General features: G+C 44.6%; 23 protein-coding genes. 8 read left to right on the forward strand and 15 right to left on the reverse strand.

The annotated features are described in order from the left end of the window. Positions 1 to 3: 3 nt before the first annotated feature. The 4 genes from G475_RS0108035 to G475_RS0108050 all read right to left on the reverse strand — a co-directional run bounded on the left by G475_RS0108035 (position 4) and on the right by G475_RS0108050 (position 2,043). Entirely contained in the window at positions 4 to 891 is an 888-nt protein-coding gene (locus G475_RS0108035) for a 5'-3' exonuclease (protein ID WP_026700836.1), read from the reverse strand. Between the two features lie 100 nt (positions 892 to 991). Next, positions 992 to 1,189 (reverse strand): cold-shock protein, encoded by a 198-nt coding sequence (locus G475_RS0108040; protein ID WP_026700837.1) that lies wholly within the window; start codon positions 1,187 to 1,189, stop codon positions 992 to 994. Between the two features lie 164 nt (positions 1,190 to 1,353). Beyond that, a complete protein-coding gene (gene ytxJ, locus G475_RS0108045) occupies positions 1,354 to 1,743 on the reverse strand; it encodes a bacillithiol system redox-active protein YtxJ (RefSeq protein WP_233275752.1) in 390 nt (129 codons plus the stop codon). 51 nt (positions 1,744 to 1,794) lie between these two features. Further along, positions 1,795 to 2,043, reverse strand: coding sequence for a YkuS family protein (locus tag G475_RS0108050; protein WP_026700839.1), 249 nt, complete (start codon positions 2,041 to 2,043; stop codon positions 1,795 to 1,797). Positions 2,044 to 2,397: 354 nt separating this feature from the next. Here G475_RS0108050 and G475_RS24540 point away from each other — a divergent pair, with 354 nt between their 5' ends. Next, complete coding sequence (locus G475_RS24540) at positions 2,398 to 2,658, forward strand: HPr family phosphocarrier protein (protein WP_035710563.1); 261 nt, start codon at positions 2,398 to 2,400, stop codon at positions 2,656 to 2,658. A 29-nt stretch (positions 2,659 to 2,687) separates the two neighbouring features. Here the strand turns inward: G475_RS24540 and G475_RS24545 are convergent, their stop codons facing one another. Beyond that, positions 2,688 to 3,800: an MBL fold metallo-hydrolase gene (locus G475_RS24545; protein WP_051302318.1), complete on the reverse strand. Its 1,113-nt coding sequence runs from the start codon at positions 3,798 to 3,800 to the stop codon at positions 2,688 to 2,690. A 104-nt stretch (positions 3,801 to 3,904) separates the two neighbouring features. Here G475_RS24545 and G475_RS0108065 point away from each other — a divergent pair, with 104 nt between their 5' ends. Together G475_RS0108065 and G475_RS0108070 are read left to right on the forward strand one after the other, a co-directional pair. Further along, complete coding sequence (locus G475_RS0108065; RefSeq protein WP_026700840.1) at positions 3,905 to 4,195, forward strand: hypothetical protein; 291 nt, start codon at positions 3,905 to 3,907, stop codon at positions 4,193 to 4,195. A gap of 64 nt (positions 4,196 to 4,259) precedes the next feature. Beyond that, the gene (locus G475_RS0108070) at positions 4,260 to 4,766 is read left to right on the forward strand and encodes a cupin domain-containing protein (RefSeq protein ID WP_051302320.1); all 507 of its coding nucleotides are present in this window, start codon (positions 4,260 to 4,262) and stop codon (positions 4,764 to 4,766) included. Between the two features lie 13 nt (positions 4,767 to 4,779). Here G475_RS0108070 and G475_RS0108075 read toward each other — a convergent pair whose 3' ends face one another. The 7 genes from G475_RS0108075 to G475_RS24555 form a co-directional block, all read right to left on the reverse strand. Further along, positions 4,780 to 6,051, reverse strand: coding sequence for an ArgE/DapE family deacylase (locus G475_RS0108075; RefSeq protein ID WP_026700842.1), 1,272 nt, complete (start codon positions 6,049 to 6,051; stop codon positions 4,780 to 4,782). A 206-nt stretch (positions 6,052 to 6,257) separates the two neighbouring features. Further along, a complete protein-coding gene (locus G475_RS0108085; RefSeq protein ID WP_026700843.1) occupies positions 6,258 to 7,505 on the reverse strand; it encodes an ABC transporter permease in 1,248 nt (415 codons plus the stop codon). After that, on the reverse strand, positions 7,498 to 8,397 hold the full coding sequence (locus G475_RS0108090) for an ABC transporter ATP-binding protein (RefSeq protein WP_026700844.1): 900 nt from the start codon (positions 8,395 to 8,397) through the stop codon (positions 7,498 to 7,500). The genes G475_RS0108085 and G475_RS0108090 overlap by 8 nt, the downstream gene beginning before the upstream one ends. Before the next feature lie 154 nt (positions 8,398 to 8,551). Then, on the reverse strand, positions 8,552 to 8,881 hold the full coding sequence (locus G475_RS24550; protein WP_051302323.1) for a hypothetical protein: 330 nt from the start codon (positions 8,879 to 8,881) through the stop codon (positions 8,552 to 8,554). A gap of 127 nt (positions 8,882 to 9,008) precedes the next feature. Further along, positions 9,009 to 9,155 (reverse strand): anti-repressor SinI family protein, encoded by a 147-nt coding sequence (locus tag G475_RS26760; RefSeq protein WP_156911653.1) that lies wholly within the window; start codon positions 9,153 to 9,155, stop codon positions 9,009 to 9,011. A 125-nt stretch (positions 9,156 to 9,280) separates the two neighbouring features. Continuing rightward, positions 9,281 to 9,973 (reverse strand): response regulator transcription factor, encoded by a 693-nt coding sequence (locus tag G475_RS0108105; protein WP_035710566.1) that lies wholly within the window; start codon positions 9,971 to 9,973, stop codon positions 9,281 to 9,283. Positions 9,974 to 10,009: 36 nt separating this feature from the next. Continuing rightward, positions 10,010 to 13,318, reverse strand: a complete 3,309-nt coding sequence (locus G475_RS24555; RefSeq protein WP_051302325.1) for a 7TM diverse intracellular signaling domain-containing protein — start codon at positions 13,316 to 13,318, stop codon at positions 10,010 to 10,012. A 224-nt stretch (positions 13,319 to 13,542) separates the two neighbouring features. Between G475_RS24555 and modA the strand changes: the two genes are divergently transcribed. From modA to mobA, 3 genes are read left to right on the forward strand one after another with little or no spacing between them, the layout of a single operon-like run. Further along, positions 13,543 to 14,337 carry a molybdate ABC transporter substrate-binding protein gene (gene modA, locus G475_RS0108115; RefSeq protein WP_026700846.1) on the forward strand — a complete coding sequence of 265 codons (795 nt, stop codon included), beginning with the start codon at positions 13,543 to 13,545 and terminating at the stop codon, positions 14,335 to 14,337. Beyond that, positions 14,334 to 14,996, forward strand: coding sequence for a molybdate ABC transporter permease subunit (modB, locus tag G475_RS0108120; RefSeq protein WP_026700847.1), 663 nt, complete (start codon positions 14,334 to 14,336; stop codon positions 14,994 to 14,996). Before modA ends, modB begins: the two co-directional genes overlap by 4 nt. Before the next feature lie 11 nt (positions 14,997 to 15,007). Next, positions 15,008 to 15,577 (forward strand): molybdenum cofactor guanylyltransferase, encoded by a 570-nt coding sequence (gene mobA, locus G475_RS0108125; RefSeq protein ID WP_026700848.1) that lies wholly within the window; start codon positions 15,008 to 15,010, stop codon positions 15,575 to 15,577. Positions 15,578 to 15,580: 3 nt separating this feature from the next. Here the strand turns inward: mobA and G475_RS0108130 are convergent, their stop codons facing one another. From G475_RS0108130 to G475_RS24560, 3 genes are read right to left on the reverse strand one after another with little or no spacing between them, the layout of a single operon-like run. Next, a complete protein-coding gene (locus G475_RS0108130; protein WP_026700849.1) occupies positions 15,581 to 16,390 on the reverse strand; it encodes a uroporphyrinogen-III synthase in 810 nt (269 codons plus the stop codon). Between the two features lie 35 nt (positions 16,391 to 16,425). After that, positions 16,426 to 17,220, reverse strand: a complete 795-nt coding sequence (locus tag G475_RS0108135; protein WP_026700850.1) for a carbon-nitrogen hydrolase family protein — start codon at positions 17,218 to 17,220, stop codon at positions 16,426 to 16,428. Then, positions 17,217 to 18,482 carry a sigma-54 interaction domain-containing protein gene (locus G475_RS24560; protein WP_169728513.1) on the reverse strand — a complete coding sequence of 422 codons (1,266 nt, stop codon included), beginning with the start codon at positions 18,480 to 18,482 and terminating at the stop codon, positions 17,217 to 17,219. The genes G475_RS0108135 and G475_RS24560 overlap by 4 nt, the downstream gene beginning before the upstream one ends. A gap of 190 nt (positions 18,483 to 18,672) precedes the next feature. Here G475_RS24560 and G475_RS0108145 point away from each other — a divergent pair, with 190 nt between their 5' ends. Both G475_RS0108145 and G475_RS0108150 read left to right on the forward strand, forming a co-directional pair. Then, positions 18,673 to 19,467: a carbon-nitrogen hydrolase family protein gene (locus G475_RS0108145; RefSeq protein ID WP_026700851.1), complete on the forward strand. Its 795-nt coding sequence runs from the start codon at positions 18,673 to 18,675 to the stop codon at positions 19,465 to 19,467. Between the two features lie 18 nt (positions 19,468 to 19,485). Next, positions 19,486 to 20,814 (forward strand): APC family permease, encoded by a 1,329-nt coding sequence (locus tag G475_RS0108150; RefSeq protein ID WP_026700852.1) that lies wholly within the window; start codon positions 19,486 to 19,488, stop codon positions 20,812 to 20,814. Positions 20,815 to 21,320 lie beyond the last annotated feature (506 nt).

The following is a 21,320-nucleotide window of genomic DNA, read 5'->3' on the forward strand; positions in this document are numbered from 1 at the left end:
ACTTTACCCGCTTTCTTTTTCTATTTGAAACAAGGAGGGAAGGGGAATGTTCATCCCCATTTCTGTCAGGGTGTGAGCTGCTTTCTCCGGACTTGCGTTCCATGCCGCTTCTTCAAGGGAATAATCGACGGGAGCGTCCGTTCTTATTTCTGCCAGTTTTCTTGATAAATGAAGCATATCCAAGTCCGATTCGATTTTCTTTTTCAAACCAGAAGGCAGGTTTTCCAGCTGGTTCAGCAGAGATTCAATGGTTTCATACTCCTGAAGGAGCTTTAAAGATGTTTTCTCTCCTATACCTTTGACGCCGGGATAATTATCACTTGAATCCCCCATGAGTCCCTTCATATCTATGATTTGTTCTGCCGTACAGCCTTTATGCGAAAAAATATTAGATTCATCAAATAACTCATAGTTCCCTCTGCCTTTTTTCATGATCGCAATCGTTATGTTCGTTTCAATAAGCTGCAGCAGATCCTGATCTCCCGTCAAAATCATAACGTTGTATGGAGGAGCCAGCTGTTTTGCAAGGGTGCCAATACAATCATCCGCTTCAAAATCCGCCACCCCAATGTTGGGCACATCAAAACCGGCCATCGCTTCTTTGGCCAGATCGAATTGCGGAATGAGCTCCTCCGGGGGAGCGGAACGGTTTGCTTTATAAGGTGGATACAGAGAGGTGCGAAACGTCCGGCTGCCCATGTCCCAGCAGCATATCACATGACTGGGGTGAAAGGTGTCTACAGCATACAGAAAATGCTTGATAAATCCATTCACCCCATTTGTAGGGGTCCCTTTTTCATTATACATGAAATTTCCATACACAGACGTTGCAAAAAATCCCCGGAACAGCAAAGCCATTCCATCTATCAGCAGCACTGGATTTTTATTCATTTTCGTTGCCTCCTCCGCTACTTTTATCATAGAAAATACGAAAAGAAAATACGCTCCTTAAACTAAGAAAACCGCCAAAGAATTTGGCGGTTTTCTGTTATTACTTTTGAACGTTTGAAGCCTGTGGGCCGCGCTGCCCTTCTACAACTTCAAAAGAAACGCTTTGTCCCTCATCAAGTGTTTTAAATCCTTCGTCTTGAATAGCGGAGAAATGAACAAACACATCGTCTGCACCTTCCCGTTCAATAAATCCAAATCCTTTTTCTGCGTTAAACCATTTTACTGTACCTTGTTCCATGCTTACCAATCCTTCAGCGCACCATTACGCGCTTTGTTAAATTCTTAAAACTTGCTCCACTTGATGTAAAGCGAATCAGGTTTCCCTTTTTCTTCTTACTAATGAAGTACGAACAACTTTAAGTTTATTCAGTATAACACCCTTTATCAAAAGAAGCAATATCTTTAGGAAAAAGCTGTAACTTTTTCTTCCAGGATCCGGCTTGTAATGTTGGAATGAGAATCATGCCAGGCCGGCTGTTTGTCTTGAATTACGATAGCCTGCGGCGATTCATGTTTCACCCCTAAATCTTCTGCTATTCGGTTGGAAATCGCCCGGGATTCAATCACTTTGACGAAATAGAAAGCTGCACGTCCTCCTGCTCTTTCTTGGATGAACGTTTGGTATTCCTCCCAAGCTCCTGCACTAATAGGACAAGTTGTACTATGTTTAAATACCACGGCTGTTTGATGAGCAGATGTTTCCAGCGCTTCCGCCCAATCAGCTTCCTTGGTCAATTCCTTATCACTGCTGCTCCTTTCTTTTATTCGTATGATAGTTCTATTATATCTCACAAAAAGAACGCCCGGCCAATGGTTTACCTCGACCGGACGTTCTTCTGGCAGTCAGGATGTAGAGATCCGTTCTTCCACCTGCTGGCAGACTTCATTTGAATCATAACCGTGAGCGTTAATAACAGAACCCTGCATTTGTGTATTCTGCATATTCATCATATTTTGGTCCTGACCGGAAATGACACAGCAGTCGCAGCCGCTGCTGTCCTGTTCCTGCCTTAAATCTACCACTTCATGCCCCTGCTCCTGCAGCTGCTGCTTGATATCTGTTAATGATTCTTCTACGCCGATACGAGCCATTCCAGTTCCCTCCTCGTGTATATGTTTCTTTTTACTATGTGCGTTTCTTTTACTATTTATACATATTTAGGTTTTCTGACACGACGTAAATTCATTCCGTACATTATCTGACAAATATATAGTCTTCGTCACAAAGCTTCCTTATACTAAGAAGTAACAAATGACACCTTTCGTTTGTCCCTGTCAAAAATAGTTCTAGATTATTCTAATGCACCATATAGTCTGTCGTGAGTGCATAAAAAGGAGGGTGTAAAATGTAACGGGTCGAAGCTTTTCTTGTGGTTTCTGGTGGTGTTAAGCGGGTCCTGCGGTAAGTATTGGTGTACGAACGAAATACAAGAAAGGATGGGTAACATGAGTGAAAAACTAGAGACAACAGCCACCATTTATCTGAAAGAAAAGTCTTATTTCGACAAATTAAAAACAGTAGCAAGCCAGGCCAATCAGTATGAAAGCTATATTGTTCTGGAAACGGACAGCAAGACCGTGAATGGGAAAAGTATATTAGGGCTGTCCTCTTTTTTAACCCCGTCTGAAAGTGTGACACTGCGGGCGGTCGGCCATGATTCAAAACAGGCGGTGCAGGACATAAAACAGTTATTCACCCATTCCTAAAGAAAACAGACGAAGGAAGAAGCTTAGCATCAGCTTCTTCCTTCGTCTATGATAATGAAAGGTTCGATCTTTTTTAATGCTGCCTGTCCAATTCCATCCACTTCAAGCAGATCATCCAGGGCTTGAATCGGGCCGTGGGTCCTCCGGTATTCGATAATATTGGAAGCGACGAGCGGACCAATGTCCGGCAGGGTCTGCAGCTCTTGGGAGGCGGCTGTATTCAACGGAACGGGAGCCTCCGGCCATTCCACCTGTGAATCTTTTTTCGGTGAAGCAGCGGGATACGTTTTCCCTTTTCCATCCCATGGTTTTTTGTTTGTAGACCAGTCTTTTTTCGTCATTTCCACATGTATGCGCCTGTCCTCCGTGCTGTATAGAACCGCCCCAGCACGACGGAGCCTTGTGACCACCGCTGCATTAGGATGACCAAAGCTGTTATCCCTGTCAAAAGGCAGCACCGCAGCTTCCGGCTCCACCGCCTGAATAAAGGCCGGGCTGCTGGATGTGGCCGATCCATGATGAGCTACTTTCAGCACATCAGCATCCACCTCATATTCCTCCATCATCTCCATCTCTGTTTCTACGGTAGCGTCTCCCGTAAATAAAGCAGTCGAACGGCCGTAAGTAAAATGCAGGACAATGGAAGAGGAGTTGCGTATTTCACTGTCCGAATAGCCGTTCAGGATCTTTACCTCCGCGAGATCCGTTTCCAGCTCCTCCCCTTCTTCTGCGATGTGAAAATCGATATTCTTTTCCTCGATGATGTTTCTATATTCCTTATACGTATTGGTCGTATGCGTTTTTCCGCTGTCCAGGACATTCTTCACTTCCATTTTACGCAGGACTTCAAGTAATCCCCCGATATGATCAATATCAGGGTGCGTTGCTACCACCCAGTCCAATGTGGTGATCCCTTTCCTTTTTAACGTTTGGACCAGTTTTTCACCCGATTCCCGCCGTCCCCCATCAATCAGCATCGCTTCGTCCCCGTTTTCGGAAACAATGAGGGAACTATCGCCCTGGCCGGCATCTAAAAAATAAATATCAAGTATTTCTTGGTTCTGTGTAAATGGAAAAACATCAGAAGGAAAAAAAGAGAAAAGAAACACACTTATTACCATTAATTTCCGCCATCTGTGCATATGGATCCCCTCCCCTTTTTACTATGCTGCAATCGGTATTTTCTTATGAATACCTGGTGGGGATTCGTAGTTATTGTTATGATGGGAAAAAAAGGAGAAGTTCTATGGATCCAAAAGAACTGGAAGAAAAAATTATAGAAAGGTATAGGCAGGATGAAAAAATGATGATATTAGTATTTGCGCAGTGGTGTCTTAATCATGACCTTGACCCGGAAACTCTCTACAAAAAGGCATATCCGGACCAGGGAAATAATCAAGCGTTACGGGAAGCCCTTGCCTTAACTGTAGATAAGAAAGAATCCGAAGACATTTCAAATGATACGCTGTTCGGGGTACTCTCTTTATACGGGAATGATGATCTTGCCATGATTGTCTCGGAGTATCTAAAAAAATAAGCTGTTTCATGCTGCAGGAAAAAGGAAATAATTCAAAACAAACACCGTGTTAAGGAGGCATAGCATGAAAAAAGAACAGATAACACCTATGATTTTCAAAGATGATGGGGAAATACCAAATAATGAAGCACTTCCGGTGATTTTATATTCCAGTGTTTTTTCCGAACAAACCGAGGAATGCCGGCGGATATTTGAACGTCATAACTGGACAAACAGCTGGATCGGCGGGGTATTTGATTTTCATCATTATCACAGTAATGCCCACGAAGTCCTGGGGGTGATTAATGGAGAAGCGAGAATAAAAATCGGCGGCAGAGAAGGAACAAGCTTTGACTTGGAAAAAGGAGATGTAATTGTCCTCCCGGCAGGAACCGGACATAAAAAAATGAGTTCCAGTTTTGAATTTGAAATGGTCGGGGCTTACCCGGATGGGATGGATTATAATTTAAAGACAGGAGAACCGGGAGAACGGCCCGACGTCCTGAAAGATATACAAGAGGTGCCGCTTCCGGATCAGGATCCTGTTTTTGGAGAAGACGGTCCTTTAATAGAGATGTGGCACGAAGAATGAGGGAAGCAACCACTCATTCTTTTTTTATCAGGCCGCACCATTCCGCCAAAAACGCAGCATATACTTTTGTTACTTCTTTCATGCTTTCCAGATCCGCCCATTCATCCACCCCGTGTATATTCCCTCCTGTTGGTCCATAACAGACGGCGGGAATATCATAATATAAATTAAAAAAACGGGCGTCTGTCGTTATGTTCAGAGCCTGACGCTGAGCCGGTGAGTTTGTCACTTTTTCATGCATTTCATCAAGTAACTGAAAAAAGGCCGTTTGGTCATTTTCGATCGCTGCTCCTTCAGCATGAAACCCAAAAAACGTCACTTCCGGAAGATGGTGTGTCATCCACTCCTCCTTCATTGCAGCTTGGGTAATCCACTCTTTTATTTCGTCTTTAACGACCGCTGGGTTCTGTCCGGGAAACAGCCCAGCTCTTCCTTCCATGACCGCTTTTTTCGGAACGTTTGACGGAAAATCGCCTGCATCGATGCTCCCGATGCATACTTCTATCGGACGGCTCTGCTCCTTAAAAGCATCCGGCCTTTCTCGTTCATTCACATCATCTTCATATTGTTTCAGAGCATTAATTAAAACGGGTAATTTTTCAATGACATTCACTTCTTCTGCTGTCTCCAGGGTTATGCGGAACCAAATGCTCCCGAGTTGAGCGGTAGAAACCTTCTGCCCAAAAGGCTCCGGAATCAGGGCCGCTTCCGCTGTATAACCAGCTTCCAGTGCGGCCAGTGCTCCGTTGCCGGTCCTCTCCTCGTCTACAACACATTGAATCATAAAGTCAGCTCCGGGCCGGTATCCTAAATCCTGAATCACTTTATATGCAAAAATCATAGCTGCCAGCCCGGCTTTCATATCAAGAATCCCGCGGGCATAGATTTTGCCGCCCTCTCGTACAGCACTAAAGGGATCATAAGACCACATAGAAACAGGTTCCGGGCTTACCACGTCCACGTGACCCTGAAAGATAAGGCTGTAACCGGCAGCTGGATCCGCTCCTTTCGCTGTGGCGATGACATTTTCGCTTTCCGCATAACTCCATTCTACCGGAGAAAAACCAGGATGAGCCGCTATGTCTTTAACATCTGGCGGAAAACGATTCACCTCCATCTTCATTTCCGTGCTTAGATAGTGTGCTAAGTAAGACTGCAGCGCTTTTTCGTTTCCACTTTCACTGGGGAATCGGCCGATCTTCTGGAGAAATTTGACCTCTTCCTCCCAGTTGGCTTCGACTTGGGCTGATACCAATTGTACGATATCTGTTTTTTCCACTTGCATCACACCTTTACATCTGCTGCTTCCCTCCTATTCCCGAAATTATTTGTCTCAATCATGGAATTCTGCCCAATGAAAAACGAAGCTTTCATATTAGAAAAGCTTCGTCCTCCTTTATTTGATGTCATTTTAAACGGCCTGCAGGCGGATGCCCTCTAAGTTTTTATCTTTTAAAGCGGGTTTTGGGGTTTTTACCCTGGGGAAAACCTTTATTCTTTTTTCGACAGCTGCAGTGCTCTTTTTACATCTTTTAATGAATTGGATTTGCCATATAATAAGACGCCGCCTTTATATACTCTTGCTCCGGCTGCGGCAAGAATGATAATGGCACTGATAATCAGTCCGAATGACAGGACAATCTCCCAAATGGGCACATTCAACATTGTTACACGTAAAAACATCAGCATCGGAGTAAAAAACGGGATAAAAGAGGTAACCGTGACCAGCATATTGTCAGGAGAGCTTAAACCAAAGATCGCAATGAAAAAGGCGATCATAATAAGATAAATCACTGGAGCCATTAACTGATTGACGTCTTCGGTGCGGCTGACGAGCGAGCCCAGCGTGGCGGATAAGGTAGCATACAACAAATAGCCCAGTAAAAAGAACACGAGAGCATAAATAAAAGTCCCCGCTCCTGCACCCTGCAGCCCGAAGTATTGAAACACGCCGCCGGTTAATTGATCCTGTTTAGACTGAAGCATGATATAGCCGACAACGACAATTGCCCCGAATTGAGTGAGGCCCAAAAGCGCAATGCCGGCTATTTTCGCGAACATCTGGGTTACCGGCGGAGCACTGGATACAAGGATCTCCATCACCCTGGAAGATTTCTCATTGGCGACATCCATCGCGATCATATTTCCGTACATGATAACCGAAAGATATAATAAAAACAGCATCACATAGACCAGACCCCGGGCGCTGTTCATTTCCTCGGCTGTTTTAGCATCTTCCTGCAAAGCCACGGTTTCAAAAACCACCGAAGAAGTGATCTGCTGTACAGCAGCTGGATCGATACCGGCGTTATTTGCTGCCCGGCTTAATTTCACAGGCTGCAGCGCCTGCTGAAGTCTTTCGGACACGGGAGATGGATTGCCCTGCATTGAATAATATTCCCCTTGAGGGATATCCTCGTTGGATGTGATTTTTAGAAAACCATCGAACGTTCCGTCCCGTACGTCCTTTTTCGCCTCCGTTTCTGTTCCTTCATAAGAATGAAGTGACATTTCCCTTTCGCCCGCCTGGAGGTTTTCCTTCAGCGCGGGAACCACCCCGCCGGTCTCATCGAGTACGGCAATCTCCTGTTCGTTGCTGCCTCCAAATGAATGCATAATCGATTGAACGTTCCCGGCGAGAAGAATAAAGAGAATCGTAATGGCTGTCGTAATAAGAAACGATTTGGTTTTTACCCTGGTTAAGTAAGTATGGCTGAGAATAATGCCAAATTTATTCATAGGAAGTCCCTGCCTTTTCAATAAAAATATCATTCAATGAAGGCTCTTCCAACTCAAATTTACGCACAAAACCTTTTCCCTGGAGCGTGTGGAATATATGTTCAGCTGTGGTTTCCTGGTCAATTTGCAAAACGCAGCCATCCGTGACCGAAGAAAATGTTAAGACCCCATCGGTATGTTTTAGATACTCCAGATCAAAGTCGGCATGAATTCGGAGATTTTTTTTGCCAAAGGAGCGCTTAATTTCTTTTAAACGACCATGTATAATGGGCGTCCCATGTTGTAACATGCAGACATGCTCACAAAGCTCTTCTACATGCTCCATGCGGTGGGAGGAAAATACGATACTGGTTCCGTTTTCTTTTAAGTCCAATACGGCTCGTTTTAATAGTTCTACATTGACAGGGTCCAACCCGGAAAACGGTTCATCCAGGATGAGAAGTTTCGGTTGATGGAGAACGGCCGAAATAAACTGAATTTTCTGCTGGTTCCCTTTAGATAATTCCTCTACTCTCTGGTTCATGTATTCCGGAACACGAAACCGCTCCAGCCAGGATTCAAGTTCCTTCACAATGTCTGCTTTTTTCATGCCGCGGAGCCGTCCAAGATAAATCAGTTGTTCTTTCACCTTCAGCTTAGGATACAAGCCTCTTTCCTCCGGCAGGTAACCGACCATCCCGCTTTTCTCATACGTTACTTTGCTGCCGTCCCAGTACACCCTGCCTTTCGTAGCTTCCAATAGTCCGATAATGATACGGAAAGTGGTGGTTTTCCCTGCACCGTTGGCTCCTAGCAGTCCAAATATTTCCCCTTCCGGAATCTCTAGGGAAAGGTTCTGGACAGCAGTTGTCTTTCCAAATGTTTTGGTAATGCTGTCTAAAGTTAACGTCACGAACGTTCCCTCCTTTCTTCTTTCTTTATACTATAGTTATACGGTGGAAGGAAGATATGGTTGCAAGATAAAGGTATACGGAGCAGAAAGAAAGGTTCCCACAACCAGCGGCCGTAAAAAAGTGCTGAAAGGATGCGCTTTCAGCACTTGTTTTTTATAATGTGGCCTTGTCCATATAGCCATTGTTCTCTTTAATAATAGCAAGCGCCTCCGGCTTGTCTTTTTCCTCTACTTCAAATTGAACAATATGATTCAGGTCTTTTCCATCTCCCTTGTCATCTTTGTGCAAGCTTACCGCACCGGGCACGATCCCTCCGGCCCCGGAACCGGTGGACGCTCCCTGCAGCGGGACCAACACAGTAAAATCGGTGCCATCTGGAATGTGATCCACGAGTACATTGTCTACTTTTAATTTTTGAAGTTTGATTCGTACGTCCTCCGCATCATTTTCAGAATAAAAATACGCCTGCAGGTTTTCCGCCATCTCTTCTCCTCCTTTCCTTTATTTAATTGTTCTTACTATACCCTGAAGTTCCATTTTCTTAACCGCAAATAAAGAAAAACCCTGTATGCAGCTGCCATAAGGGTTTCGTTAAAAGATTTTTGATAATTCAATTGACAGCGGATTTTCGATGGGAAGCACCGCTTTTCTGAAGGAAAAGATGAACTTCATCTTTAGAAAGGCCTAAATTTTTTGCCATTTTCATTAATTCCACCCATTCTTTGTCTAAATGAGCATCATTGGGCTTACCATTCATTTCCATCCCTCCGGAGTTATCATTCCTGCTATCTCTTTTGCTGTTCGCTTTCTGTTATATATAAGGATATAAGAGAGAGGTTAAAATGAGGTAAAAACGGGCAAAAAATATTAAATTTTACCTACTTAAGGTTTTAAGAATTTATACCCAAAACCGCGCACTGTTTTTATATAAGAGGGCCGGGAAGGATCACGTTCGATTTTCTTTCGCAGGTTGCTGATATGAACAGAGACTGTTTTTAGATCTCCAAACCGGTCGGTCCCCCACACCTTGTCATACAGTTGTTCTGTACTGAAAACCTGGTTAGGGCTTTGCGCCAATAATAAGAGCAGTTGCATTTCTTTGGCAAATAAATGCAGAACTTCCCCCTTCCGTTTTAAGGTATAACTATCCATATCTATTTCCAGGTCTCCCGCTATAAGTATATTATCAGAAGCGGTGTCGTGGGACGTATTAATCTCGTTTCTACGCAGATGGGCCTGGATTCTCGCCATTAATTCCCCGGGATCAAATGGTTTCGTAATATAGTCATCCGCTCCTAATTCGAGCCCCTGGATTCTATCCTCAAATTCCCGTTTCGCACTTAAAAACAGGACGGGTGTTTCTACATCCGTCTCGCGAAGCTTTTCACAAATATCCATCCCGTTTCTGCCCGGAAGCAGAATATCCAGCAGAATTAAATCCGGCTGGAGCTCTTGTATGGCGGACAATGCCCTGTCTCCGTCATTGCAGGAATGAACGTCATATTTATTTTGCAAATAGAGAACGATTAGATTTCTAATGTCTTCCTCATCTTCTACAATCAAGATCTTTTTCATCCTTACGGTCCGCCTCCTCTGTATTTTATGTGCTTTTTACTTGAGCCGCCCCGGGTATAAAGGCAGCATAAAATAAAAGGAACTTCCTTTCTGATCTGTGCTCTCTGCCCATATGAGCCCGTTATGATATTCTATGATTTCTTTAGAAATCGCAAGGCCCAGCCCGGTGCTTCCATCTTTGGAAGAGCGGGCGGTCTCCCCCCGGAAAAAACGGTCGAATATATAAGGGAGCAGGTCGGGAACAATTCCCGTGCCGGAATCGTGTACCCCTACCAGCAAATGCCGGTCTAGATAAGGGGGGCTTGGTTCTGCATCATGGGGTATATTGGACAGGTACGAAGCAGACGGCATAATTTCTATCGATAATGTACCGTGTTCTTCCGTGTATTTTACAGCATTATAAATAAGGTTGATCATTACCTGTTCGAGCCGGTCGAGATCTGCGAAAATGAATTCCTCTGCACAATAGGGATCTGTTTTATCTTTTAGAAAGAACGTAAAATGCTGCGCCTCTACCTCGGCCTTAAATTTCAGAAGAAATTCCTGGACAAAGTCGTGGACATTAATCCAGTTCCAGCGGAAACGGACCTGTCTGGCTTCCAGTTTGGAGAGATCATATAAATCCTGGATCAAACGGTCCATAAATAATACTTTATCGTAGACGAGCTTCAAATAAGCGCTGTCTCCAGCTTCTATGACCCCGTCCATCATGGCTTTTACATACCCCTGCAAGGAAGTCATCGGGGTGCCCAATTCATGGGAAATGTTGGACAATAAATGGCGACGTGATTTTTCCATCCGCAGCAATTCTTCGGTTTTTTGTTCGAGCTCAGCCGTTCTGCTTCTCACCCGATCTTCAAGTTGTTGATTTAAATAGGCAAGCTCCTCATTAACATCACGGAGGGCCGTCTGCTTTTCGACGATTTCTTCCATTACCCTTTCCAGGGTCAGCAGCGTTTTTACACGGGCGGTCAATTCTTCTTTGTAACACGGTTTAGCCAGATAATCATTGGCCCCTGCCTGAAACGTGGCCACAACATCTTCTAATTCATTCCGTGCCGTTAATATTAAAATCGGCAGTTCGGTTAAAGTGAATCTCTTCCGAAGTTCCCTGCTTACCTCGTAACCGGATTTTTTCGGCATCATGACATCCAGAATAATCAAATGGAAAGGAGGGCTATCATCGTCTATGAGGGCAATTACTTCTTCTCCATCCCCGGCGGTGGTCACCTGATAGCCTTCCAGTGTTAACTGATTCCACAAGACTTGAAGATTAACGGGCTCATCATCGGCGATCAAAATGTGCCCTTTGGAGGACGGGGGCGCTTCGACCGGCGGAACGAGGCTGAGCTGAACGTCTTCCTTTCCTTCATACAGCGGGAAATCCAGTGTAGACACAGCCTGCCTGTCATCTTCGGCAGCGGGGAGACGAATATAAACATTCGTTCCCTTTTTCCGTTCAGATTCTACAGCGATAGTCCCCCCGTGAAGTTCCACCAGTTTTTTTGTGATGCTGAGGCCGAGCCCGGTACCCCCGGGATGCTGCTTTCGTGCGTCGCGTCCTTGTTCAAATTCATGAAAGAGGGTAGCTTTGTCTTCCTCTGTCATCCCAATTCCTGTATCTGCGACCGTCAATTCAATTTCATCCTGGTGGAGACGGGCGCTCAGGGTGATCGTTCCCGAATTTGTGAATTTAATTGCATTACCGATGATATTATGCAAAATCTGCTGGAGACGGTTTTCATCTGCGGCAAGCATCGGCAGATTATCCGGGATATTATTAATCAGGGTTACCTCTTTATTATGAAGGAGGGGTTTGGAAATAGAAAGAACGACCTGAACAACATTCTTCAAGGACACGGCCTTCCACTCCAGCTCTATTTCTTTATGCCGCAGTTTCGAAATATCCAGCAGGTCATTGACCAGGTGGGACAATCGTTTCCCGCTTTGGATAATCATAGCCAGATTATGTTGAAAGGAGGACCCGGCCGTCCCTGCCGCGCCATCATACATAGATTCTGCAATCCCGATAATCCCATTTAGAGGAGTACGGAGTTCATGGGAAGTATTGGCAAGAAACTCATCCTTCAGCCGATTGGCCCGCTGCAGTTGTTGCACTGCAGCCGCCTGGCTTTCCTTTGCCCGTCTCTCTGCCATCTCTTTTTCCATGCGAAGGGTGTTAAATTTATCCGCCAAAGCGAGCGAAAACAACACTACTTCAAAGGCGGAGCCAATCTGGGAAGCATACCTGGTGTAAAACGTAACAGGAATGATACCGGCATCCGCCAGTGAAGACACGAGCACCCCGATTAAAAAAATCACCCAGCCAATGAAAAAATACCTTGCCGGCCGGTATCCCTGCTTCCAGCACAGCCCGGCCGTGGTGAGAATGGTGATGACCAGCAGCACCGCCGAAATGATCACAAGGTTTAACGCGGCCGTATAGCTCACCATCAAGAGAAGCAGTATCATAACCTGAGTCACGGCAAATATCGTGAAAAGTCTATCCATCCGCGGGGCATGCCTTTTCGTATTTAAGAAGCTCTTCGCAAATAATAAAGCGAGGGCCTGGGATGCTGCCATAAAAAACACAATTGCACGATTATTCCACCACATATTTTCCGACCATAAAAATTGGAAGGCCGCCCCGTTTAATGTAAAATGAGTAAGTACAAGGCTTAATATAAACAATACATACCATAAATAACTGCGCTGCTGCAGAGAAAAATATAAAAATAAATTATATAAAATCATCACCGCTGCCAGACCGTAGTACAAACCCAGTATCATATACTCGGTCTGGCTTTTTTCTGTAAATGCGTCTTCTTTCCACCAGGTGAGGGGAAGCTGCATGGCTCCCTCGGTGTCAAATTTCAGATAGTAAGAAGCCGTCTCACCGGGAGGAACAGAAATAGTAAAGGCAAAATTGCGGTGGTTTTTATCTCGTTCTTGAAAGGGAAGCTGGTCTCCTGTTTCCTGACTCTGAATCCCGTCTTCCTGGACCTCAAAAAAGGTAATCGAATCGTGAGGGGGATACGCCACTTCCAACACCCAGTCTGTCACAGCAGAACGATTCTCAACTTCAAACCGAATCCAGTAATTGGAGGTGGTATAACCGTAATTCGGAATACCTTTTTTATTCTTTATAAATTGTCCGGAAAAAGAAGGGTCTGTTACTTCTTCTATGGACCAGTCGGATTCCTTATTTTCTGCCCATTCCATATTCTCTGAGATATTATATGTATCGATTTCATCTTCGAGCTGCACAGCAGCAGAAGCTTGTCCGGGAGCGGTTAACAAAAACAGGAGAATAGAAAGCATCGAGCACACCAGTCGTTTCCCCATTCCAATTCTCCTCCTATACGATGTATAACAAAATCATACTAAATGTTGTCATAAAAAAGTAGCTATATTTTACAATTATTTTTACTATCTATGGATTTTTTTAACTGGAGGAGAAAATAAAGGGCCTTTCAAAAATGACAATGGTTGAAACAAAGAAAAAGATATGATTATATATAGTGCAGCGTTTGGAACAAGGATAGAAAGAAGGTTCGTTATTGATAAGGATGAAGAAAAAGTCAAGTATTATCGTCATTTTGCTGGTTTTTATCATGACTGCTTCTTCGTGTAATTCTGCTGCAGAAACCACAGAGGAGCAGGAAAACACTATTCGGGTAGCGGCCGCCAGCAGCCTCCAAAATGTAATGCAGGAAGTGGAAGCCGTATTTACGAAACAGTATCCTGATACTGAAATGGAAGTGCATTTCGGTTCTTCAGGCTCCCTAAAACAGCAAATTGCCCAGGGGGCCCCTGTGGACTTATTTTTCTCCGCTTCATCCATGAAGGTCGATCAACTAGTGGAGGACGGCCACATGGAGAAGACCAGTACAGCTGTGATTATGCATAACAGCCTGGTCCTTATTGAACCAGCTGAATCCTCTTCTTCTCTTTCTCAATTGGAGGATGCCGCTGACCCGGAGGTAAAACTTTCTATAGGTACGCCCGAAAGTGTCCCGGCGGGGAGATATGCAAAGGAAACCCTTCAGACTGCCGAGTTGTGGGAAGATGTAAAAGCAGATCTCATTCAGGCCAAAAATGTAAGACAGGTGTTAACGTATGTAGAAAATGAGAACGTAGATGCCGGATTCGTTTATAAAACTGATGCGCTCCAGTCCAATAAGATACATATTGCCGCCGAGGTCTCCCCTTCCTCTCACTCTCCGATCAATTATCCAGCCGGGCTTACCAGCGCCGGAGAAGAAAAACAGGCAGCGGAAGAACTGCTGGAATTTTTACAAAGTCCAGAAATGAAAGATATAGCGGAAAACTATGGCTTTAAAATGGGAGAGGAAAAGCAATGATGGACAACGTTTCCTTTTGGGATCCAATCGTACTCTCCCTGCAGACTGCATGTACAGCCCTGGTGATTGTATTCATTGCCGGCACCGCGGCCGCCAGGCTCATGGCAAGACGGACCTTTGCGGGAAAAACCCTGCTTGAAACTATTTTTCTGCTTCCTACCGTGCTGCCGCCTACGGTCACGGGATTTTTACTTATTATTATTTTTGGGAGCCATAGTTTGGTTGGCAGATTGATAGAAGCATTATTTCAACAGTCCCTTTTGTTTACATGGTTAGCTGCTGTTATCACCGCCACCGTTGTCGCGTTTCCATTTATGTATCAATCTGTAAAAACAGGGCTGCTGCTGGTGGATGAAAACATTGAACATGCTGCAAGAACCGATGGGGCGAAAGAGTGGCAGGTTTTTTTGTTTATTTCGCTTCCCCTGTGCTTTCGTTCTGTTCTGTCCGGGACTATTTTAAGCTTCACCAGGGCATTAGGAGAGTTTGGAGCGACATTTATGTTTGCCGGCAATCTGCCGGGAGTAACCCAGACAGTTCCTATTGCCATTTTCACGGCCATGGAGGCCGGGCGGATGCAGGCTGCCTGGACCTGGGTGGGTTCCATCGCCCTGTTGTCTTTTATCCTGTTATTTGTGCTTCGAAAATATACCGCCTAAGGGGGATAATTATGAATATCGCGGGTGTAGTCCTTTGCGGAGGAAAGTCAGAACGCTACCAGAAACAGAAAATCTTTGAAACATACAAAGGGTCTCCTTTTTACAGCTACAGCGCGGCAGCACTTCAACAGGGAGGCATCCGCGACGTCTATTTACAGACGAATCGGACGATGGCGGCTGCTTTATCTTCTGCAGGTTTTCCCCTTCTCTTGGAAGAAAAGGAACATGAAGGCCCGTTGTATGCTCTCGCTGCTGCTATGCGGCAGCTTAACAACAAGGATTGGATATTTCTTCTCCCGGCTGATGTCCCTTATGTCAGAAGCTGTTTCGTTTCGTCCGTGTTAGAATATGTTTGGAACGCAGCAGAAACGGCAGACGCCTGGATTCCTTCGGAGAGGGACCAACTACACCCCCTCCACGGTCTGTATCACACCGGCTGTCTTCCCGTCATGGAAGAATTGCTGCACCAGAATAAAAAAAGTATGCATCCCCTGCTAAAGAAGGTGCATACTGCGTTTATCCCCTATTCTATAGATCAGCGGGATTTCATAAACATTAACCGGCAGGAGGATTGGCTGTGATCTTTATGGAGCATAGGAGTTTGACAGCTTTATTATCATGGCTCCCATGCGTTGATTATCAGGAGCAATCAGCTGCTCTGCCCCTTCTTCCCGGAGTGCTTCTGCTGTTACTTTTCCAACAGCGGCAGGAAGCGTCGTATGCTTGAAAAGGTCTAATAATTCCGCATCAAACTTCTGCTCTCTTGCATACTGAAACAAAGAATGAACCTGCATTTGGGTGGTAAAACATATGGCATCGTATGGGAGATCGAACAATTCTCCCCGGACCGTTTCCAGCGTAGACAGCTCGGGAGCTATATGTTTGTAAGGAAGCAGTTCCTTTATCACAGCTGCCCCCTGGTTAAGCAGGAAAGTTTCCAGCTTCGGTAATTGGATCCCATGCAATTGTACTGCCACGGTTTTCCCGGTAAAATCCATTCCATCCAGGGCCCGGATTAAACTTGAGGTGGTCCCGTCATCGTCTCTCACATCCGGTACGAGGTGGATGCTTTTCAGCGCATTTGCTGTTTTATAGCCGCGGGCTGCCACATTTGCTCTTTTAATTACCGTTTGAAACGCTTCTTTCTTCCCTGCTTTTTCCGCTATCTCGAGCAGAGTGTTTGTTCCCATTCCTGTGGTAAATATAAACCAATCCGGCTCCATCTCTATCACTTTTTGTACAGCCGGGGTTACTTCCGCCTCATCCAAAAACGTCGTTCCCTGCAATGGACGGACAAAAGCTTCTCCCCCCTGTTTTTCAATTAATGTTTTCATTTCGTCTGTTTTTCTGGAAGCTGCGATCATGACTTTTTTTCCCTCTAACCCTTTTGCCACATTCATGTCCTCCTTTTCCATCATTCTATAATGGATCAATGGGAGTCGTAAATATCCCGGCGGCGGTTATTTAGATAATCCAGTACACCGCGTGACTCCCCAATTTCGGGAAGGTTTATATCAATAACAGGAAGTTCTTCATTATGCCCTGCTTTATAAAGAGAGGTGCCCGAGGGGTGAACCACCTGACTTTCCCCAAAAAAGATATTCTCTACGTGCAGGCCTACTTTATTTGTGGCGGCAACAAAAACGTGATTTTCCATGGCTCGGGCGTGAAGATATGTATCCTGATACGCCTGATACGGGGTCATGTTGGCGGCCAGCACAAAAAGGACTTCTGCTCCGTTTACTGCCAGAAGCCGTGGCATTTCCGGAAATTCTATGTCATAGGTAATCAGCATGCCGGCTTGTCCTTCAGGAAGAGAAAGGACAGGACAGTGGCGGCCGGCTTGGAAATAATGATGCTCGTCATGAAACAAATGCGTTTTACGGTAGACATCCACAATGCGTCCGTGTCTGTTAATACATACTGCAGCATTGTAAAGGTAGTTTTCCCATTTTTCCGGAAAGCCGGCGATGACTCCAATATCATTGGCTCTGGCTGCATGTGCCAGAGCTGTAATACTGGGGCCGTCTAACGTTTCCGCCAGTTCAAACAGTTTTTCGTTCATGACATATCCACTTAAAAATAATTCAGGAAAGATCACATAGTCGGCCCCTTTATTTTTAGCGGATTGGATAGCCTCCAGCATTCTTTTCAAGTTTTTATCTTTATGCAGCAATTCACACCTTAATTGGGCTAAGGCGACCGAAAATGATTTATTGCTCATTCCTCATGTTCTCCTTTCAAAGGGGATGCCGCTGCTGTATACTTTTTGATTTTTTTAGATATCGTCGATTGATCGACCCCGAGAGCCTGAGCAGCTTTATAGGTATTATTGAATTTATTGTAGGCTTTTAGCACTAATTCTTTTTCTGCTCTCTCTCTGGCTTCTTTTAATGTCGGAAGTACTTCCTCTTCCCTGGATACTGCCTCGTTTTCTTCGCTGGAAGGAAACGGCCCGGTTTCCTGCTTAGGGTGATCCAGCACACCATTTGTCACGATAAGACGTTCTATCGTGTTCGCCAGCTCCCTTATATTACCGGCCCAATGTTTATGAATAAATTGCTGTTTCGTTTTTTCCGGGAGGTGAACGGAACGTCCGTATTTCTGATTAAAAGCGGCAGTAAGCTGATCTGTCAGTTCCGGGATATCTTCTTTTCTTTCCCGTAAGGGCGGAATGTTAATAGGAACGACATTTAAACGGTAATACAGGTCTTCACGGAAAGCCCCTTCTTCAACCAGACCAGATAAATTTTTATTGGTAGCGGCCATAATCCGGACGTTAATCTCTTTTTGATGGATTCCCCCTACCTTGCGGATATTATTCGACTGTATAACATCCAATAATTTAGACTGCATGAAGTATGGCAGTTCTGCGATTTCATCCAGAAAAATGGTGCCATCCTGCGCAGCTTCAAACAGGCCCGTCTTCCCTTTACTTTTTCCTCCGGTAAAAGCCCCCGGCTCGTAGCCAAATAATTCCGATTCTATTAAATTTTCAGGGAGGGCCCCGCAGTTCACCGTCAAAAAAGGCCCTGATTTCCGCCGGCTTTTTTTATGGATCAATTCGGCTACTGCACTTTTTCCTACTCCGGATTCCCCGAGCAGTAAAATGGTAGAATCCACTTCTGAAACATTGTTTATAATTGTCAAAATATGCTGCATGGAAGGAGAATAAAAAATGAAATCCGTTTCCTTTTCCTCCCGTAATGGCGAAACATTAAAAAAAACATAAATAGTATGATCCAGATTGTTCAATGGATATCGGAAAACATGGACGATTTCTCCATTAATAGTCTCCACAGCTTGAAACGTGTGATGTAAATCGATAGGCTCGGAAAAAACATTCTTCCAACTGCAGTGATACATGGAATATCCAGGTACTAATACAGCACGAGAACATCGAAATACATCGTCTTCTTTTCCCTTCACTTCTTCAATAATATCCTTAGAATCTGTTAATACGAGCAGCTGACTTTGATAATTCATCAAAAAAACCTCCAGGTGATGACTAATATCATCAACGATGAAATACATCATCATCAATGACAAAATATATGCCAGGAGGATGATATAAATCATCTTTTCATTCAGGATAGTCAACATACATTGAAAAATCAACTCCCTAATGTTGGCATAATATTTGCAATATTAACAGACAGAAAGGATGGATTAAGATATGCGCATATCATTAGCACAATTTACGCCAAAATTAAAATCTAAGGACTACAATTTATCTCGCATTCTGGACTATTTAAAGGAGGCCGGAAAACAAGGAGCGGATCTTGTACTCTTTCCAGAAATGTCGTTAACAGGGTATCTGCTGGAAGAGGAAACCGAGACGTTCGCTGAAACGCTGGACAGCGGATTTCTGCAAACCATTCAGAAGGAGTGCCGCCAATTAAATGTGGCTGCTGTTATATCCTTTCCCGAAAAATACAACGAGGCATCCTATATTTGTGCGCTCTGCATCGACTCCCGCGGAAACATTCTAGAGCGGTATCATAAATCCCATCTATTTGACAGTGAGAAAAAATATTTTGCGAAAGGCAGTACCTACCCTGTTTTTACCATTTCCGGGATAAGGATTGGCATGATAATCTGTTATGACCTGGAATTCCCTGAAGTTTCCCGGCTGCTTCGGCTTAAGGGGGCAGACCTTATCCTTGTCTCCACCGCAAATATGAAGCCGTATGAAAGCTACCAGGATGTATTTTTAAAAAGCCGGGCCATGGAAAATGAAATACCAATGGTAATTTGTAACAGGCTCGGTACCGAAGGAGAATTGGAATTCTTCGGGGAAAGTAAAGCAGTGGATGGAACAGGAAAAGTATTATTTCATGCCGGCATAAAAGAGGGGCTTTTTCCTGTAGATGTCCCCGTACAGGCACCGCTAGATGAGAAATTAAATTATATAAATAATATTCATCCTGATATATTCAGACAGTTAATTGATGCCGGCAATCATTATTAAAGAAGGAAGGTAGATCTGATGGCAAATGCTACGTTAAAAAGGACACTCACTTTATATCAAGTTGTTTTATTTGGACTGGCTTATATGACACCGATGATTGTATTTGGAACCTATGGGGTGCTTGCTGATACGACGAAAGGGTTTGTGCCTTCCGCCTATATGGTGGCGATGACAGCGATGCTTTTTACAGCTTACAGCTATGGAAGAATGGTACAGGCCTTCCCTGTTTCGGGTTCTGCCTATACATATACGCGGAAATCTATCAGCGCTCCTTTAGGATTTATGGTCGGCTGGTCGGTGCTGCTGGATTACTTATTTCTTCCGATGGTGATCTGGCTCATCGGAGGAGTCTATTTGAACAACGCTTTTCCGATCATTCCGGTTTGGGTATGGATCCTTTTATTTATCATTATTACCACCACCGTCAATTTTATCGGGATCACCATGACGACGAAAGTCAATTTATTAATGATGATATTTCAACTGCTCGTGGTCGGGCTGTTTATCGTCCTTTGTATTGTTAATTTATTTCAGGGAATGGGCACCGGAACAATTTTCACCTTTAACCCGTTTCTAGGAGAAGATGCAGAATTTCCGCAGATTCTTGCCGGGGCTTCTATTGCCTGTTATTCCTTTTTAGGATTTGACGCGGTTACGACGTTGTCAGAAGAAACCATAGAGCCGAAGAAAACCCTGCCCAGGGCAATTTTTCTTATTACCCTTATTGGGGGCGGTATTTTTATGGCTGCTTCTTATTTTCTCCATTTGGTTTACCCGGATTTCAGCGCATTTACCAACTCAGATGCTGCAGCGTACGAAATTGCTTTACAAATTGGAGGGAACCTTTTCAGTGCGGTTTTCCTGGCAGGCTTAATCCTTGCCCAATTTGCCTCTGGTCTTTCTGCCCAAACCAGCGCGGCCCGTCTGCTTTATGCGATGGGACGGGACGGCGTACTGCCGCAAAAAGTATTTGGTTATATCAGCGCGGCGTCGAGAATCCCTGTCATAAACCTCTGTATCGTGGGAGCAGTAGGTCTGCTGGCCGTATTTTTAGACATGACTACGTCGACGTCCTTTATCAATTTCGGAGCTTTTGCAACGTTTACCTTTGTTAATCTTTCGGTGATTGCCCATTACTTCATAAAAGAGCAGCGGAGGCAAGGGAAAGATCTAATCCTCTATTTGCTTGTCCCCTTGATTGGAGCGGGGCTGGATATTGCTTTATTCATCAATCTTGATCAAAATGCCTTGATTCTTGGTACGATATGGGCCGTCATTGGTTTCCTCTATTTACTGGCCATCACAAGATTTTTCAGCCGAAAAACCCCCGATTTACAAATGGATTAAGCAAAAGCATCCTTATTTTCTCCGTCTTTACCATGACAAGAGTCTGAGCCAAAACATTATCATGGACAAAAAATCCGAACGATTTTTTCCATAAATCGTTCGGGTTTTTGTGTATTGTTCTATCGCTGCGTCAAAATAGGTCGCTTTCCGCGGGCACGGCTCGAGCCTCCTCAGAAGAAAGCCACTTCCTGCGGGGTCTCGAGACTCGTGCTTTTCCCGCAGGAGTCGACCTATTTTGACTCCGCTGAATGGACGTTCTTGTTATATAAACCCTAAGATGTCCGTTTTACCAATTTTCTTTCGTTTGGCCCAACCTCCCTCTCTATTCAGCCGAGGCCGGCCATGGAGACTCCTATGGGACGAAGAGGAACTGAAGATTCCCTTGGTAATGCGATCTTCTTTACCAAGGGAGCTGGAAAGCGCAGTGACCGGGTGCACCGATCCCATCGTCATTGTTTTGTTCGGGTTTTAGGCCGGCTCCTATCCTTCTGTCCCGGCCTCTTGTT

The organism is Salibacterium aidingense DSM 18341 (genome assembly GCF_000429685.1).
Taxonomy (GTDB): Bacteria; Bacillota; Bacilli; order Bacillales; family Marinococcaceae; genus Salibacterium; species Salibacterium aidingense.

Coding starts and splice junctions, on each gene's coding strand:
- modA (WP_026700846.1), top strand. CDS start 13,543: ATGAAGAAAAAGTCAAGTATTATCGTCATTTTGCTGGTTTTTATCATG.
- G475_RS24560 (WP_169728513.1), bottom strand. CDS start 18,482: ATGAATTATCAAAGTCAGCTGCTCGTATTAACAGATTCTAAGGATATT.
- G475_RS0108135 (WP_026700850.1), bottom strand. CDS start 17,220: ATGAGCAATAAATCATTTTCGGTCGCCTTAGCCCAATTAAGGTGTGAA.
- G475_RS24555 (WP_051302325.1), bottom strand. CDS start 13,318: ATGGGGAAACGACTGGTGTGCTCGATGCTTTCTATTCTCCTGTTTTTG.
- G475_RS24540 (WP_035710563.1), top strand. CDS start 2,398: ATGAGTGAAAAACTAGAGACAACAGCCACCATTTATCTGAAAGAAAAG.
- G475_RS26760 (WP_156911653.1), bottom strand. CDS start 9,155: ATGAATGGTAAGCCCAATGATGCTCATTTAGACAAAGAATGGGTGGAA.
- G475_RS0108085 (WP_026700843.1), bottom strand. CDS start 7,505: ATGAATAAATTTGGCATTATTCTCAGCCATACTTACTTAACCAGGGTA.
- G475_RS24550 (WP_051302323.1), bottom strand. CDS start 8,881: ATGGCGGAAAACCTGCAGGCGTATTTTTATTCTGAAAATGATGCGGAG.
- mobA (WP_026700848.1), top strand. CDS start 15,008: ATGAATATCGCGGGTGTAGTCCTTTGCGGAGGAAAGTCAGAACGCTAC.
- G475_RS0108070 (WP_051302320.1), top strand. CDS start 4,260: ATGAAAAAAGAACAGATAACACCTATGATTTTCAAAGATGATGGGGAA.
- G475_RS0108050 (WP_026700839.1), bottom strand. CDS start 2,043: ATGGCTCGTATCGGCGTAGAAGAATCATTAACAGATATCAAGCAGCAG.
- G475_RS0108065 (WP_026700840.1), top strand. CDS start 3,905: ATGGATCCAAAAGAACTGGAAGAAAAAATTATAGAAAGGTATAGGCAG.
- G475_RS0108105 (WP_035710566.1), bottom strand. CDS start 9,973: ATGAAAAAGATCTTGATTGTAGAAGATGAGGAAGACATTAGAAATCTA.
- modB (WP_026700847.1), top strand. CDS start 14,334: ATGATGGACAACGTTTCCTTTTGGGATCCAATCGTACTCTCCCTGCAG.
- G475_RS24545 (WP_051302318.1), bottom strand. CDS start 3,800: ATGCACAGATGGCGGAAATTAATGGTAATAAGTGTGTTTCTTTTCTCT.
- G475_RS0108040 (WP_026700837.1), bottom strand. CDS start 1,189: ATGGAACAAGGTACAGTAAAATGGTTTAACGCAGAAAAAGGATTTGGA.
- G475_RS0108035 (WP_026700836.1), bottom strand. CDS start 891: ATGAATAAAAATCCAGTGCTGCTGATAGATGGAATGGCTTTGCTGTTC.
- G475_RS0108150 (WP_026700852.1), top strand. CDS start 19,486: ATGGCAAATGCTACGTTAAAAAGGACACTCACTTTATATCAAGTTGTT.
- G475_RS0108075 (WP_026700842.1), bottom strand. CDS start 6,051: ATGCAAGTGGAAAAAACAGATATCGTACAATTGGTATCAGCCCAAGTC.
- G475_RS0108145 (WP_026700851.1), top strand. CDS start 18,673: ATGCGCATATCATTAGCACAATTTACGCCAAAATTAAAATCTAAGGAC.